This is a genomic window from Pandoraea horticolens (assembly GCF_902459555.1).
Taxonomy (GTDB): Bacteria; Pseudomonadota; Gammaproteobacteria; order Burkholderiales; family Burkholderiaceae; genus Pandoraea; species Pandoraea horticolens.
The window spans coordinates 81150-96478 of sequence record NZ_CABPSM010000002.1; the positions used below are offsets into that span (position 1 = coordinate 81150).

Annotated in this window: 13 protein-coding genes; 7 read left to right on the plus strand and 6 right to left on the minus strand. The window is 63.6% G+C overall.

Features of this window, described 5'->3' with window-relative positions:
- Positions 1–31 precede the first annotated feature (31 nt).
- Positions 32–1492 (plus strand): M20 family metallopeptidase, encoded by a 1461-nt coding sequence (locus PHO31112_RS04205; protein ID WP_150619372.1) that lies wholly within the window; start codon positions 32–34, stop codon positions 1490–1492.
- Between the two features lie 111 nt (positions 1493–1603).
- On the opposite strand, the gene PHO31112_RS04210 is transcribed toward PHO31112_RS04205, so the two are convergent.
- From PHO31112_RS04210 to PHO31112_RS04235, 6 genes are all read right to left on the minus strand, one after another.
- Positions 1604–2875 (minus strand): hydantoinase/carbamoylase family amidase, encoded by a 1272-nt coding sequence (locus PHO31112_RS04210; RefSeq protein WP_150619373.1) that lies wholly within the window; start codon positions 2873–2875, stop codon positions 1604–1606.
- Positions 2876–2935: 60 nt separating this feature from the next.
- Positions 2936–3886: a dihydroorotate dehydrogenase gene (locus tag PHO31112_RS04215; RefSeq protein ID WP_150619374.1), complete on the minus strand. Its 951-nt coding sequence runs from the start codon at positions 3884–3886 to the stop codon at positions 2936–2938.
- Positions 3879–4811, minus strand: a complete 933-nt coding sequence (locus PHO31112_RS04220; RefSeq protein ID WP_150619375.1) for a dihydroorotate dehydrogenase electron transfer subunit — start codon at positions 4809–4811, stop codon at positions 3879–3881. The genes PHO31112_RS04215 and PHO31112_RS04220 overlap by 8 nt, the downstream gene beginning before the upstream one ends.
- Positions 4812–4888: 77 nt before the next feature.
- Positions 4889–6151, minus strand: coding sequence for an MFS transporter (locus PHO31112_RS04225; RefSeq protein WP_150619376.1), 1263 nt, complete (start codon positions 6149–6151; stop codon positions 4889–4891).
- Between the two features lie 132 nt (positions 6152–6283).
- Complete coding sequence (locus tag PHO31112_RS04230; RefSeq protein ID WP_246177738.1) at positions 6284–6610, minus strand: hypothetical protein; 327 nt, start codon at positions 6608–6610, stop codon at positions 6284–6286.
- Between the two features lie 168 nt (positions 6611–6778).
- Entirely contained in the window at positions 6779–7831 is a 1053-nt protein-coding gene (locus PHO31112_RS04235; RefSeq protein WP_010806857.1) for a porin, read from the minus strand.
- Between the two features lie 343 nt (positions 7832–8174).
- Between PHO31112_RS04235 and PHO31112_RS04240 the strand changes: the two genes are divergently transcribed.
- From PHO31112_RS04240 to PHO31112_RS04265, 6 genes are all read left to right on the plus strand, one after another.
- A complete protein-coding gene (locus tag PHO31112_RS04240; protein ID WP_150619377.1) occupies positions 8175–9089 on the plus strand; it encodes a helix-turn-helix domain-containing protein in 915 nt (304 codons plus the stop codon).
- Between the two features lie 130 nt (positions 9090–9219).
- Positions 9220–10776, plus strand: coding sequence for a hypothetical protein (locus PHO31112_RS04245; protein WP_150619378.1), 1557 nt, complete (start codon positions 9220–9222; stop codon positions 10774–10776).
- 356 nt (positions 10777–11132) lie between these two features.
- Positions 11133–11855 (plus strand): gluconate 2-dehydrogenase subunit 3 family protein, encoded by a 723-nt coding sequence (locus tag PHO31112_RS04250; RefSeq protein WP_150619379.1) that lies wholly within the window; start codon positions 11133–11135, stop codon positions 11853–11855.
- Between the two features lie 3 nt (positions 11856–11858).
- Complete coding sequence (locus PHO31112_RS04255; RefSeq protein WP_010806861.1) at positions 11859–13634, plus strand: GMC family oxidoreductase; 1776 nt, start codon at positions 11859–11861, stop codon at positions 13632–13634.
- 29 nt (positions 13635–13663) lie between these two features.
- Positions 13664–15046, plus strand: a complete 1383-nt coding sequence (locus PHO31112_RS04260) for a c-type cytochrome (RefSeq protein ID WP_174995559.1) — start codon at positions 13664–13666, stop codon at positions 15044–15046.
- On the plus strand, positions 15018–15311 hold the full coding sequence (locus PHO31112_RS04265) for a hypothetical protein (protein ID WP_150619380.1): 294 nt from the start codon (positions 15018–15020) through the stop codon (positions 15309–15311). Before PHO31112_RS04260 ends, PHO31112_RS04265 begins: the two co-directional genes overlap by 29 nt.
- The last annotated feature ends 18 nt before the right edge of the window (positions 15312–15329 follow it).

Here is a 15329-nt window from a genome sequence, read left to right on the forward strand (position 1 = left end):
CGTCAACCAGAACCCCCCCAAGGACTCCCCCATGACCGACACCGTCACCCCGACCCAGCCGTCGCTCGACACTGCGGCATTGCGTGAATTCGTCGAACGCAAATGGAATGACGAAATTCTGCATGCGCTGACCGACTACATCGCGGTACCCGCCAAAAGCCCCGGCTTCGATGCCGATTGGGCACGCAACGGCTACATCGATCGCGTAGTGCGCGACGCGGCCCAATGGGCGGAACGTCAACCGGTCAAGGGACTGCGGCTCGAAGTGATCCGTCTGGAAGGCCGCACACCGGTAATCTTTTTCGAAGCCCCGGCCACGCGTTCGGGCAGCACCGAGACGATCGTGCTCTACGGTCACCTCGACAAGCAGCCCGAGTTCGACGGATGGCGTAAGGACCTCGGCCCGTGGACGCCCAAGTTCGAAGACGGCAAGCTCTATGGCCGTGGCGGCGCGGACGACGGCTACGCGATCTACTCAAGCGTGACGGCGCTCGCCGCCCTCGATGCGCAAGGGGTAGAGCGCCCGCGTTGCGTGGGTCTCATCGAGACGTGCGAAGAGTCGGGCAGTTACGATCTGCTGCCGTATGTCGACGCACTGCGTGAGCGTCTGGGCCGTGTCGGTCTGGTCGTCTGCCTCGATTCGGGGGCGGGCAACTATGACCAATTGTGGCTGACGACATCGCTGCGCGGCCTGATCTCGGGCAGCCTCGAAGTCCAGGTGCTCGACGAAGGTATTCACTCGGGCGGGTATGGCGGGATTGCGCCGTCGAGCTTTCGCATCATGCGTCAGCTGTTCGAGCGTCTTGAGGACGCCGGCACCGGCAACGTGCTGCCGCAGGGCTTCCATACGCCGATTCCGTTACAGCGTCTGAAAGAGGCGGAAGCCACCGCACACATCCTTGGCGACGACGTCTGGAAGAAGGTGCCGTGGGCCTGCGGTCAGGACGGCCTGTCGGTGTTGCCGACCACGACCGATCCGAAGGAGGCGCTGCTCAATTCGACGTGGCGTCCGTCGCTGTCGGTGACGGGGGCTGCCGGTCTGCCCGCGCTGGCGGATGCGGGCAACGTGCTGCGACCGCGCACGGCGTTCAAGCTGTCGCTGCGTCTGCCGCCGCTCGTCGACGCCGCCAGGGCCGTGGCCGAACTCAAGTCGTTGCTCGAACTCGATCCGCCGTACAACGCGAAGGTGACCTTCAAGTCCGACGCCGGCGTGGCCTCGGGCTGGAACGCTCCCGACGTTGCACCCTGGCTCACGTCAGCACTGAATACGGCATCGCAACGGCACTACGGCGAGGATGTCGCGTACATCGGGCAGGGCGGTACGATCCCGTTGATGAACACGCTGCAAGCCGGTTTCCCGACGGCGCAGTTCATGGTGTGCGGCGTACTCGGTCCGAAGTCGAACGCTCACGGCCCGAACGAGTTTCTGCATGTGCCCTACGCGAAGAAGCTGACCGCTGCGGTGGCCGAGGTTATCGCGTTGGCGCCTTGAGCGAAGTAAGGCGATAGGGGCGATGGGCGCGAAAGGCGCCGTCGCGACGAAAGACTGATCGGGCCGCCTGAGTGCGGCCCGATTTGTTTTGGCTGCGAGGGATGGGTGGGGTCAGAGCCAATGCGTGGCGGCGTCCAGAACCTGCACGCCGCGCATGAAGTCGTCGAGATCCATGCTTTCCAGCGGATTGTGCGAGCCATTGGCATTGCGTACGAATACCATGCCGCTTGGAATGCCTGCGTTGGCGAAGATGGCGGCGTCGTGTCCGGCGCCACTCGGCACCCGTTCCTGAGGAAGATCGAGCGCGCGGCAGGCGTCGACCAGCAACGACGACACGTGCGCATCCATGATTGCCGGGGGCGACGCGAGTCGCCGGTCGAACACGAACTGAACGCCGCGATCGCGTTCGATGGCGCGGCACTCCGTGCGCATCAACTCGTAGAACACGTCGAGCGTATCGGTGCTCTGGCTGCGCACTTCCAGACTGAAATCCACCTTGCCCGGAATGCGCGAGATGGCATGCTCGGCGGGATCGGTGCCGACGATGCCGGTGGTCACCACCAGATCGATGCCACGCTCGAGCAGGGCGCGCCAATGCTCGTCGAGACGCGTGATGAGATCGGCCACCGCGAACATGGCGTCGTGACGCAACCAGCGCGGCACTGCCCCCGAGTGACCCGCTTCGCCCACACACGACACGCGATTGTGGCGAACATTGCCGCGAATGCCGGGCACGATGGCCACGGGCATGTTGCGCGCGATCATCACCGGGCCCTGTTCGATATGCAGTTCCAGCCAGGCTTTGGCTCGCGAGGCGTCGAACAGCGTAGCGCCGTTGCGAATCGCGTCGACGTCGGCACCGGCCTGGGCCATGCAGGTCGCGAGCGAGCGGCCATGCGTGCGATGGGGCATGGCCAGATCGGCGTCGTTCAGTTTGCCAAACAGCGCGCTCGATCCCATGTATGCGCGGCCGAACCACGCGCTTTCTTCGCCACGCAGTGCGAGCACGCGTACCGGCGTGGCAGGATGCCGTTGGCTGCGCCGCTGTTCGACCAGACACAGCAGACCGGCCACGATACCGGCGAGACCGTCGTAGTTGCCGCCTTGCGGTACGGAGTCGAGATGTGAGCCGATCCATGTGGCGGGGGCGTCACCGGCGTCACTAGCGTCACCGATATCGTCGGGCAGTGTGAAGATCAGGTTGGCGGCGCGGTCGCGCGTGACGGCCAGTCCCTGATGTCCGGCCCATTCCGTCAGATACGAGGCCGCGGCATTTTCACCTTCGCCATAGCTGTCGCGGGTAATGCCGACGCCGTCGTCGCCAAGACGGCGCAGGTCGGTGAAGAGTTGCTCGGCCAGCGGGGCCAGCGCGTTCAGTTCCATGAGTGTGCTTCTTTTCGCGTGAGGCTTTGCGAGGGTTGCGTGTAACGTGTGACGACGTGCTCAGCCGGATTGCTGTGCAAAGCGCAGCCAACGGTCGGTCAGTTGGGCGTCGAGGGCGACGGCGCCGGTGAGCGTCGCGATGTGATCGACGGCTTGTGCTTCGCAGTACGCCGCCAGTCCGTCGATGATGTGTCCCATCACGGCCGGATCGCGGAACGACGCCGTGCCGACCTGCACGGCCGACGCGCCCGCGAGCATGAATTCCACGGCGTCGTCTGCCGTTTCGATACCGCCGCAGCCGATGATCGGAATGCGCACAGCACGATGGCACTGATGCACGAGCCGAACGGCGAGTGGCTTGATCGCCGGTCCCGACAGTCCGCCCATCACGTTGCCGAGCTTGGGCTTGCGCGTGCGCACGTCGATAGCCATGCCGAGTACGGTGTTGCCCATGACGATGGCGTCGGCACCGGCGTCTTCCGCTGCTTTGGCAATCAGCGCGATCTGACCGGCGTTGGGCGTGAGCTTGACCCACAGCGGGTGCGAGGTGCGCCGGCGAATGGCGCTCACGGCCTTGTACGTCGTCTCGGGCAGCATGGCGAAGGCCATGCCGTCCGCTTCGAGGTTCGGGCAGGAGATGTTCGCTTCAATGGCCGCGACCTCCGGCAGCGAGAGCGTCTCGCAGGCTTGCCCGAAAGACTCCGCCGTATCGGCAGACACCGACACCACCACGGGCGTATCGAAACGTGTATAGGCGGGCAGAACATCGCGCCGGTAGGCGTCGAGGCCCTTGCTCGGAATACCGATGGAGTTGAGCATGCCGCTGGCGGTCTCGGCCACGCGCGGCGTCGGGTTGCCCGCGCGCGTGGCAGGCGAGACGCTTTTGACGACGAGCGCACCGAGCCGGGTCAGATCCAGCGCTTCGGCATATTCGACCGCGAAGCAGCCGGAGGCCGGCATGACCGGATTGCGCAAGGTGAGCGCTCCGATGCGTACGGAAAGATCAGCCAAAGTCCACCTCCCCGACGACGTCTCGAATCGGAAACACAGGGCCTTCGCGGCACACGCGCAGGAATTGCTTGTCGCCATCGCGATCAAACAGGCGCACGCAGGACAGACAAACGCCCATGCCGCACGCCATGCGTTGCTCCATCGCCACCTCGGCCGTGATGTGCGGGTGTGCGTGCAGCACACGCTGGAGCAGCATCAACAGACGGTGCGAGCCGCAGGTGTAGACGGCGTCGTGCGGTGTGGCCTCGAGCAGGGTGCGTATGCGCGGCTCCAATGCCTCGACGGCCGACGAGCCGTCGGTGTCGAACACGCAATGCACGTCGGCCAGCGCGCGGGCCTGCGGCGAGCGCAGAAACTCGTCGCGCATCAGATCGGCCTCGCTGCGGGCCGACATGACGACCGTCAGCTTCAGCCCGGCCGCCGCCGCGCGCTGCACGAGCGGCGCCATCGTCGCGAGCCCCACGCCGCGCGCCACCAGCATCACGCGCTGCCACTGCTCAGACTGCGTATTGAGCGTGAAGGTGTTGCCCAGCGGCCCGACGATATCGAGCGTTGCCCCTTCCGGCAGGGTAGCCAGCGCACGCGTGCCCACGCCCGTCACGTTGTAGAGAAATTCGATGGTGTCCGGCTCGGGGCCGGTGCCGTACACGCTCATGGGGCGCAGCAGGAAGGGGGCGTCGCTGTCCGTGACCGGGCACTTCAATTGGTAGAACTGGCCGGGCTGCGTCGTGAGGGCGACGGGGGCATCGGCCTGCAGACGCAGATAGCGGTAACGCGCATTGACGGCGCGATGCGCGAGCACGCGGCAGCGATGCGTCGCAACCGTGGGTGTGCGGCACGCCGCCTCTTGCGCGGCGTGTGTGTCCGGGGGCACCGGCGCCCATGGGCGGGTGACGTTGGCACACGTCAGAGTGGCAACTGACATGGGGGCTCCGAATAGTGGGGACGGGCATTGTGAGGCGACGCGCCGACGTCGTAACGTCGCACGCGTCGCGTCTCTCGTTACTCGAGTTCAACGCCTTTGAGTTCGGGGATCAGGAAACGCGTCGCGAGCATGTCGAGCACGTACAGGCTCGCGAGCAGCGCGATGGCGATCTGGAACGAGTAGCGGGCAGCGAGTGCGCCGACGACGACAGGCCCCAGCCCGCCGATGGCGCGTCCGATGTTCCACAGCACGTTCTGCGCGGTGGCGCGTGCAGCGGTGGGGTAGGCCTCGGACATGAGCGTGCCGTAGCCGCCGACCATGCCGTTGACGAACATGCCCATCAAGGCGCCTGCGAAGAGCATGACCGTCGGGTCGGTCAACCGGGCGTAGACGAGCACCATGACCACGGCCCCCGCCTGATACAGCAGGAACGTGGGGCGGCGTCCGATACGGTCGGCCAGTTGCCCGAAAGCCCAGACACCGATCATCATGCCGATCACGGTGACCGCAGTCCAAATGCCGGACTTCGTGAGCGAGAAGCCGAGCTTTTGCGAGAGGAACGTCGGCAGCCAGATCATGATGCCGTAGTAGCCGAAGTTCTGGACCGAGCAAAGAATCACGATGCCCAGGCTCACCCGGGTGGTGCGGGCGTCCTTCACGAGCAGACGGAAGGCGTTGCTGCCCTGACCGGACTTCGCGGGCTTGCCGGTGCGCCGCACGAAGACTTCGGGCTCGTGCAGCTTGTTACGCAGCACCCACGCGACGAGTGCCGGCAGCACCCCCACGAGGAACATGCCGCGCCAGCCGATATGCATCAGCAGCAGCGGTGTGAGCAGTGCAGCGGCGAGTACGCCCGTCTGCCAGCCGAGCGCGACATACGACGAGACGCGTGCACGTTTTGCCGCAGGCCACGCTTCGGCGGCCAGCGCCATGCCGATGCCGAATTCGCCGCCGAGTCCGATGCCCGCAATCGCGCGATACACAAGCAAGTCCCAGAACCCCTGCGCAAATGCGCACAGCCCGGTGAAGACGGCGAACAGCAGAATCGTCCACGTGAGCATGCGCACACGGCCGTAGCGATCCGAGAGCGCGCCAAACAGAATGCCGCCCGCGACGGCACCGATCAGTGTCCACGTCACGAGTGCGCCGGCCTGTCCCGGCGAGAGTTGCAGCCCGGCCGTAATGGCCGGGAGCATGAAGCCGAGAATCAGCAGATCGAAACCGTCCATCGCATAGCCGATGGCAGAGCCCGCAAGCGCTTTCCATGCGTAGGGGGTAACGATGCCGTCGGACGTGGCGCCCGGGCGTTGCGCACTCGGTGTGTTCAGGTTGGCTTCCATGATCGGTTCCTGTGGGGCGGCGAATCGGCGCAGCGGTAAATGCCGTGCTGTTTTCGTCAAATTGTCTAAATTTTTAGACGATCAAGTGAAAAAAATACCGCCGGGGAGATGCGCGCCAAGCGTCGTCCATCGTCATGCATAGACCTCGGTCGTCAACTGTGCGGCGAAGCTGTTCAGTGTGGCGAGGAAGGTGGCATCCGAGGTGGCTGCTGCATCGCGCAACATCGTGGCATGGGCCTTGCTGCGGGCGAGAAATGCCTGAAACGTCTCGCCGTTGGCGGCAATGCCCGACTGCCGTTCCGCGAACGTTTGCGCGGCCTGCGCGAGCAACAGTAACGCAGCGGATTCTCGCGTGGCCGTGCGCGACGCATCGAGACAGCGCGCAGCGAAATCCTCGATGTCGGACAGACCGACCGTGTCGCGTTGTAACCAGACGCATGCAAGCTGCAGATCCATCATGCTCTCCATCTGTCTAAATATTTAGACTAAACGAACCCGGCGGGGCAGGCAAGACGAAAATAATCGGGTCAAACCCTGATATCGAAGCCACGCGACGGCTGCCACTGCCGATGAGCATTGCGTGCCGTCGCGTGCCTCGGGAACGCTGGCGGTATCGCCAGCCCTCACTCAGAACTTCATGCGCAGGCCGGCGCCGTAGGTCTGTCCGGTCGACATGTCGCTCATGTGGTCGTACTTGTATGCGGCGTAGATGTCCGTGCGCTTGGACAGCGGGTAGTCGTAGCCGAGGGCCCACGTGGTGCGGCGCTGATTGTCGCCCGAACCGTTCGAACCGGTGTAGGCCACCGATGCGAGCACGCTGCCGCGGCCGAGCGGGACCGAAGCGCCCAACTGACCCGTATTGGCGTGGAAGTTGCCGCTCGCGGCCTGACTTGCCACGAGCATGTACTGGGCGAAGACCTTCACCACGGCGAAGTCATACGAGAGGCCGAGTTGCGCCGTGTTCTGGTTGGTCAGTCCGGCGACGCCCGGCAACTGCGTGCCAAAGTCCCCCGGCGTCGCGCTGAAATTCACGTACTGATAGTTCGCGGCAGCGGCGAACGGGCCATTGGCGTAAGTGACGGACGCCGCCCATTTCTTCGCGCTATGGTCGGTCGCGCTGTTGCCGGTGGCGTAGAGCAACGTGCCCGCCAGCCCGGCGTAAGTCGGCGACGTGTACGCCACGGCGTTATTCCACGCCGAGTCACCCACCACACCCTGCGTCCCCAGACCCTTGTAGGTGTGGAAGATCATCGGCGAGAAGGTGTACGAGTTATTGAACGGGTTGAACTGGATCGTCGCCAGATAAAGCGGGGTCGTGATGCGGCCCAGGCGCAAGGTGCCGAGGCCGTTTGACAGGCCGACATATGCGTTGCGCGAGAAGAAGCTGTCGCCGGCAAAGCGGCCGTAGGTTCCGTTGTTCGGCTGGAAGTAGCTCTCGAGCACGAACAGCGCGCTGTTGCCGCCACCCAGGTCTTCGGTGCCGGCCAGACCCCAATACGACGTGGTCATGCCGCCGCCTTGCTGCACGACAGCAGCGTTGCCGCCCGGGTTCTTCACCGAGCCGACATAAGCGTCTGCCAGGCCGTAGAAGCTCACACTCGATTGCGCGTGAGCCGTGGTTGCGAGCGTTGCGGCGCTCAGTGCGGCGGCGCCAGCCACCTTGTGCCAGGTCTTCATCATTCCCTCTTTGTTGTATAAATTTCTGGACGGCGCGCAGGCTATCACTGCCGGCGCGTGCGGTCACCTCCCAAACCGAGGCAAGCCTGTTCTCGGTGCAGGGCATTCCCACGCAATGGGGTATCCGTGTTCGGGATCGTGCAGATGTCTAAAAAAATAGACAATCGGAAAAATATTCGCCGGGCGAATGTGGGGTGTTTGCGACAGTGCTGCGAACGTACCGGGTTGAGTGAAGCCTGTGATGGCGCGGCATCGGGACGTGCGGGCGACCGGTATAATCCCCGCACTGCAATGCGGGTGCGGCGCGATTGGCCGGGCCGGGCATTGGCATCCGACAGGGGGCGATTTGAATCGAGCTGCAACGACATCCCGGGCGCCGAGGGGCGCGCGTTTCAATTTCCGAGCCATTGGCGAGCGCTTGCGCGCCTACCGGCTGGCGGCGGAATTACGTAGTGAGGATGTGGCGGAACAGCTCGATATCTCACGCGCGGCCATCTATAAGCTCGAGCGCGGCGAGATCGTCAAGATCGATACGCTTGAGCGGCTCGCGGCACTGCTGGGGGTGTCGCTCGCCAATTTGCTGGGCGTGGAAGTCGAATATCACGACTCGGCGGTGAGCTATTTCGAGCGGATGCGCCAGTTGGAGAGCCGCTCGGAGCGTATCGTCGCGCACTTCGACCCGATTTCGTTTCTGCTGACCTCGGAAGACTATGACGTGTGGCTGCGTCACATGCTCGACGAGAGCATTCCCCCCACGCTCGCCGACCGCCATTGGGCGAACACGATCGATCGCGTGCTGGGCATCCTGCAGGATCGCAAGTCGAGCTTCTCGCGTCAGCGGCTGGCGGTCACCAGCCTCATCGGGCTGCGTCAGATCGAGCAGTTCCTGCATCACGGACTCGTCGGGCGGCTGGGACTGCCGCCGGGCGTGCAGCTCGAGCGGAAGATGGCGGCACGTCGCGAGGTCGCGCGCATTGTCGAGTTTCTCGAGGCCGACACGACGGGCGTGCAGATCGGCATCGTGAGCGACAACATGCCGAACGAGACGTTCCAGATCTTCGAGGCGCAGGGCGAAGCCTATGTCGCTGTCTCGCCGTTCCGTCTGGGCGAGCTACCCAACTTGCGCACGGGTATTGCCACGATCACGACTTCGCCTGACGGGGTGGGCATGTATCGCGCCATGATCGATCGCCTGTGGGCCGATTCGGCCAAGGGTAAGGAAGGCGCGGCCCTATTGGGACAACTGCTCGCGCGTTTCTGATTGCGCTGGGAAACGGATGCGCTGGTGCCACAAAGCGAAGCCATTCGACATTATCGACATCCCTGCACGGCGAATCCATTTAGTCTCCACGCGCCTGAAGACCATCCGGTCTGTTTACCTGGAGACGATCATGGGAACAATTTCCGCAGCATCGAGCCATTCGCCGGTGCAAATCCTTTCCGCCAGCTGGTCGAAGCTGCCTGAAGACGAGAACAGCTTCGGCTCCGACTTTCAGCGACTGGGGTCGGTTGCAACCTCCGCGCTTGCGCCCACCGGCAAAGCCTGGCAAACGTATCCCGCACGACAGAGAAGTGATCTGGAGAAGTGTGGCATTCCGCTTGGCAGTTGGTGCGGTGAGCGCGATCGGGATGTGCTTTGCGCCAAGCGTCTGCAAGCCCACCCGCTGATGCCCAGGTTCGTCGGTGAAACACTTGAGCGCTGGCGTTCCACCTATCTCGACAGCATTGGCAAGGACGTGAGCTTCGAGCGCGATCGCTCGTCTTCCATGCAATCTGCGCGCCACGGCGTTCCGCCTGTCGCCAAGCCGTTTGTTCGCACATTCGACGCGGCGCCAGTGCGCGCCCAGCTCGAGGAGATCGCGTTGCTGAACAATGAGATCCGTCAGTTGAATACGACGGTGCAATCGTTGCCGGAGGGAGACGTGAAGCGGATCGCGCGGGGAAATCTCGTCGACCTCGCTTCGCTCCGGGATGCCATGCTGGACCTGACCCTGGGGGCGCATGAACGCAAGCGCGATGAACTCAAGGCGGAAATCAGAGTGCTGATCGCGCTTAACGACATGGCGCGTGAAGCCGAGAGAGAAATGACCAACGGCGGTGCCGACGTGCCATTGCGACTATCCGTGCGCGATGGCAACTGGGTGCTCAAACCTGCGGCCTCGACGTCCTGGTTCGCCAGGAACAAGACGCGTGCCGCCAACGACGCGGCACGGCTGGCATTGCTGCTTGGCTATCCGGCAGATCAGCCAGTCTCGCTCAAGATGATTCGGGACCGAGGGTTCGGGGTGCGGGAGTATTCGTCGGTGCTCAATCACGCCAGGGAAGGGGGGCGCGGGGCCACGCCTTCGTGGCTCGCGGCTAGGGCGTTGGATATCGATGCGTGGAAGACCGAAGGCGGCACCGTGATGGACGACGCCATGCGCCCCCACGAGAGCCGCAGACTTAGCGTCGCGTCGTTGCCGGAGTCCGACGACAGTCTGTCCGATCCCGGCCTGTCCGGTGACGGCCTATTCGACGAGCATCACTACGCGGTGCTACCTCTGCGCACTGGCGAGCGCCAGGAACCTGGCCATACGCCCACGCCAGTGCATGGCGAGAATCACAACGAGGGACTTCATCGGCATGCAGGTGCGCGAAGCGCGCTTGGCAATACACCCGTGCCCGCGCACGACGACACACTGCTTGACGAGGATTACGACAGCGTGCCGCATTTCGCCGGCCCGGACGGTAGCGAATACGCACTCGTGAGGCAGGCTGAAACGTCGCTAGGGAGCAAGAGACGGTCGCTGACGTCTGGCGCGGCGCGTTTTGCGCAGATGCTCAACGTGGCGCGTTCGCTTGACCCGTGGGCTTCGGAGGAACTGGCGCCCCCACTGTCGCGGCGCTTGCCGGCGCCGCCGTCATCGCCGCCGCACCTGCCGTTGTCGCTGCCGCCCATCCCTGAGTAATTCACCGCAATCACTGCATTAAGCACCAAGGCCGCCGCCGGAATACGGAGCGGCCTTTTTCGTGCTTGAAGGCGGATTTGCCTAAGCGGCTCAGAAATTTCGCTCACCGAAACGCTTCGTGCGCGCGTGCTAGTAAATATTTTAAATATTTGCAAGTCTTTCCAATCAATATGTTGCGAGATTTTTGCAACGACCCCTTGCTTTGCCATGTAGGTAACTTGTAAGTAGAATTGCCGCGTTAAATTGCGCTACGCGAGGTGAATGGCCTGTCAGGTTTTCTTCGCGCATGGCGAGCCACTGCCGCTTGACTGTCATGCGTGATTCGTCCCGTCCCCCACACAAAAACGGAGAACTCCATGTCACAGGACAAGGAACCGCGCCGACGCTTTCTGCGCCAGGTGCTGGCGATCGTGCCTGCTACGACGCTTGCCACCGGTGCGACGCTTACGCAGTCCGCCTGTAGCAGCGACAAGTCTGCTACCCCCGCTGCTTCGACCACCCCTTACGAGCCCAAGTACTTCACTGCCGACGAATGGCGTTTCGTGAATGCTGCCGTCGACCGTCTGATTCCTGCCGACGATCTCGGCCCGGGCGCGCTGCAAGCCGATGTGCCGCAGTTCATCGACCGTCAGATGGAAACGCCCTTCGGGCACGGCAAGCTCTGGTACATGCAAGGGCCGTTTCATACCGATCAGCCGCCCGAGATGGGGTACCAGTTGAGCCTCGTGCCGCGCGATATCTATCGTCACGGCATCGCGGCTTGCGATGCGTACTGCAAGAAGCAGTACAACAAGGTATTCGCCGACCTCGATCACGCCACGCAGGAAACCGTGCTGGGCGATCTGGAGAAAGCGAAGATCGAATTCGATAGCGTGCCCGCGCGCACGTTCTTCTCCTATTTGCTGGCCAACACGAAGGAAGGTTTCCTCTCGGACCCCATCCACGGCGGCAACAAGGACATGGTCGGTTGGAAGCTGGTGGGCTTTCCCGGCGCTCGTGCCGACTTCATGGACTGGGTGGACCAGCCCAACGTCAAATACCCGTACGGGCCCGTATCGATTTCCGGAAAGCGGGGCTAATTCATGGCAATCAAGAAAGATAAGGTCGACGCCGTCATCGTGGGCTTCGGCTGGACCGGGGCAATCCTCGGCCAGGAACTCACCGATGCAGGGCTCAACGTTGTGGCGCTCGAGCGCGGCGCCATGCGCGACACGCCGACCGACGCCCAGTACCCCAAGGTCATCGACGAACTCGAATACTCGGTGCGCGGCAAGCTTTTTCAGGAGCTGGCGCGCGAGACCGTCACGATTCGGCACACGCCGGACGACCTCGCAGTGCCTTATCGCCAGAACGGTTCGTTCTTGCTGGGCAATGGCGTGGGCGGTGCGGGGTTCCACTGGAACGGCATGCACTATCGCATTCTTCCGGAAGAACTGAAGCTGCGCAGCCATTACGAAGAACGCTATGGCAAGAAGTTCATCCCCGAGGGCATGACGATTCAGGACTTCGGCGTGAGCTACGAAGAACTGGAGCCGCACTTCGATTTCGCCGAGAAAGTGTTTGGCACGTCGGGCAAGGCGGGCAACCTGAACGGCAAGATCGTGCCGGGCGGCAATCCGCGTGAGGGCGCGCGCTCGAGCGAGTTCCCCACGCCGGCGTTGCCGAATACCTACGGCGCGACACTTTTCGAAAAGGCCGCCCGCGAAGTGGGCTTCAATCCGTATCCGGCACCTGCCGCGAACACGTCCGAGCCGTATACGAATCCGTACGGGGTGCGTCTCGGACCGTGCAACTTCTGCGGCTTTTGCGAGAACTACGGCTGCTACATGTATTCGAAGGCATCGCCGCAGACGACCATCCTGCCGGTGTTGCTCAAGAAGACCAATTTCGAGCTGCGCACGAATGCGTATGTCGTGAAGGTCAATCTCGACAGCGACGGCAAGAAGGCGACGGGGGTGACGTACATCGACGCGCAAGGCCGCGAAGTCGAGCAACCCGCCGACCTCGTCATCATGGCCGCGTACCAGATGCACAACGTGCGCTTGCTGCTGCTCTCGGGCATTGGCAAACCGTACGATCCGAAGACGGGTGAGGGTGTCGTCGGCAAGAACTACGCTTACCAGATGAACGGCGCGGTAAACGTGCTGCTGCCCAAGGGCACGCAGTTGAACCCGTTCGTCGGTACGGGGGCAGGCGGTGTGTCGATGGACGACCTGAACGGCGACCAGTTCGACCACGGACCGCTGGGCTTCATCGGTGGCGCGAGCATTCGTCACGTGCGCTATGGCGGACGTCCGATCAAGATGACCCCGACCGTGCCGGGCACGCCGTCGTGGGGCAGCAAATGGAAGGCGGGCATTACCGACGCGTATCAACGTTACATGACCATCGGCATTTCCGGCTCGGTCATGTCGTATCGCGACGCGTGCCTCGATCTCGATCCGACGTACAAGGACGCCTATGGCGTGCCGCTGCTGCGCATGACGTTCGACTGGCATGACAACGAATACGCGATGCTGGGCTACATGGGCGACCGGATGGAAGAGGTTGGCCGCGCGATGAATCCGGAGAAGGTGTTCCGTGCGATTCGCAAGAAGGGCACCCATTACGACACGCGGATCTACCAGAGCACGCATACGACCGGGGGCGCCATCATGGGCACCAATCCGTCGAACAGCGTGGTCAACAAGTATCTGCAGAGCTGGGACGTGTCCAACGTGTTCGTGATGGGCGCATCGGCGTTCCCGCAGAACATGGGTTACAACCCCACGGGCGTGGTGGCGGCGCTGGCGTACTGGTCTGCGAAGGCGATTCGCGAACAGTACCTCAAGAACGCCGGCCCGCTGGTGCAGGCCTGAGGAGCGAAACCATGATCCGCAAAACGATGATGAAACGCTCCGTTGGTGCGCTCACAGCCGGTGCCCTGGCACTCGTGGCCGTTGCCGTGTGGGCGCAGACTGCGACGGCGCCCTCCGGGGCAGCCGTCTCGCCGGTGCCTACGCCCGCAGTGCCCGCCGTGACGGTGCAAGGTGGCGCTCAGACACCCGCCGCGAACGATCCGCAAGCGCAGCTCGTGAAGCAGGGCGAGTACCTCGCCCGCGCCGCCGATTGCGCTGCGTGTCACACGGCGCCCAAGGGCAAACCGTTTGCCGGCGGTCTGCCGATTGCCTCGCCCATCGGCACGATCTACTCGACGAATATCACGCCGGACAAGGACACCGGCATCGGCAGTTACAGCCTCGAAGACTTCGACAAGGCGGTGCGTCACGGCGTCGCCAAGAATGGCTCGACGCTGTACCCGGCCATGCCGTACACGTCGTACGCGAAGGTGCGTCCGGCCGACGTGAAGGCGTTGTATGCCTATTTCATGAACGGCGTGCAGCCGGTTGCGCAAGCGAACAAGTCGACCGACATTCCGTGGCCGATGTCGATGCGCTGGCCGTTGTCGATCTGGCGCAAGATGTTCGCGCCGGCGGTCGTGGCCGACGTTGCGTCGACCGATAACGACCCGATCTCGCGCGGTCGCTATCTGGTCGAAGGGCTGGGCCATTGCAGCGCATGCCACACGCCGCGCGGCGTCGCCTTGCAGGAGAAGGCGCTGACGGACGATAGCACGGCGTTCCTCTCGGGCGGCGTGGTCGACAACTTCCTCGCGAAGAACTTGCGCGGCGATGTCACCGACGGTCTGGGCAACTGGAGCGAAGGCGATATCACGGCGTTCCTGAAGGGCGGGCGTAACGATCATTCTGCAGCCTTCGGCGGTATGTCGGACGTGGTGCAACACAGCACCCAGTACATGAACGACGACGATCTCACCGACGTCGCCAAGTACTTGAAGACACTGAAGCCGGTCGATCCGAACGCCAAGGCGCTCGCCTACGACGACACCGTGGCCAAGGCGTTGCGTACGGGCTCCGACAAGAGCAACGGTGCGCTCACGTTCCTCGACAACTGTGCGGCATGCCACCGCAGCACGGGCAAGGGCTACACGCAAACGTTCCCGACGCTTGCGCTCAGCTCGACGGTGAACACGGCAGATCCGACCTCGCTCATCCATATCGTGTTGCGCGGCGCGGAAATGCCGTGGACGAAGGCGGCGCCGACGCATTACGCGATGCCGGGCTTCGACGATCGTCTGACCGATCAGGATGTGGCCGACGTGTTGACGTTCGTGCGCTCGAGCTGGGGCAACAAGGCGCCGGCGGTGACAAGTGCACAGGTGGCCAAGGTGCGCAAGGCCGTTGGCGCGGCCCCGCAGCCGCTGCGCTAACCGCCGTGGCGTTGCGCGCGACCGGGCCGACCGGCGCGAGCGCTTCGCCTGTGGTGAAACGAAGCCCCGCCGGGCAGTTCTGCCGGCGGGGCTTTTCAATGTCCGCGATCTGTCGGCGCATCCGGTCAGCGAGGGCGGGCGTTGGTGGCTCGTGTTGGAACTCGCCCACAACGTGCAGGCGAATTGGCGCGTGCCGATGCCCGGCCGGTCGCTGGCGCAACGCTGGACGAAGATCTTCCGTCTGGCGAACGCGCACCGTCTATAACTTGGCAGGCCCCCAGAC

Bases quoted from the DNA above. Each gene is read 5' to 3' on its own strand.
- PHO31112_RS04250 (WP_150619379.1), top strand. From the start codon at position 11,133: ATGTCACAGGACAAGGAACCGCGCCGACGCTTTCTGCGCCAGGTGCTG.
- PHO31112_RS04210 (WP_150619373.1), bottom strand. From the start codon at position 2,875: ATGGAACTGAACGCGCTGGCCCCGCTGGCCGAGCAACTCTTCACCGAC.
- PHO31112_RS04235 (WP_010806857.1), bottom strand. From the start codon at position 7,831: ATGATGAAGACCTGGCACAAGGTGGCTGGCGCCGCCGCACTGAGCGCC.
- PHO31112_RS04255 (WP_010806861.1), top strand. From the start codon at position 11,859: ATGGCAATCAAGAAAGATAAGGTCGACGCCGTCATCGTGGGCTTCGGC.
- PHO31112_RS04260 (WP_174995559.1), top strand. From the start codon at position 13,664: ATGAAACGCTCCGTTGGTGCGCTCACAGCCGGTGCCCTGGCACTCGTG.
- PHO31112_RS04220 (WP_150619375.1), bottom strand. From the start codon at position 4,811: ATGTCAGTTGCCACTCTGACGTGTGCCAACGTCACCCGCCCATGGGCG.
- PHO31112_RS04225 (WP_150619376.1), bottom strand. From the start codon at position 6,151: ATGGAAGCCAACCTGAACACACCGAGTGCGCAACGCCCGGGCGCCACG.
- PHO31112_RS04205 (WP_150619372.1), top strand. From the start codon at position 32: ATGACCGACACCGTCACCCCGACCCAGCCGTCGCTCGACACTGCGGCA.
- PHO31112_RS04230 (WP_246177738.1), bottom strand. From the start codon at position 6,610: ATGATGGATCTGCAGCTTGCATGCGTCTGGTTACAACGCGACACGGTC.
- PHO31112_RS04245 (WP_150619378.1), top strand. From the start codon at position 9,220: ATGGGAACAATTTCCGCAGCATCGAGCCATTCGCCGGTGCAAATCCTT.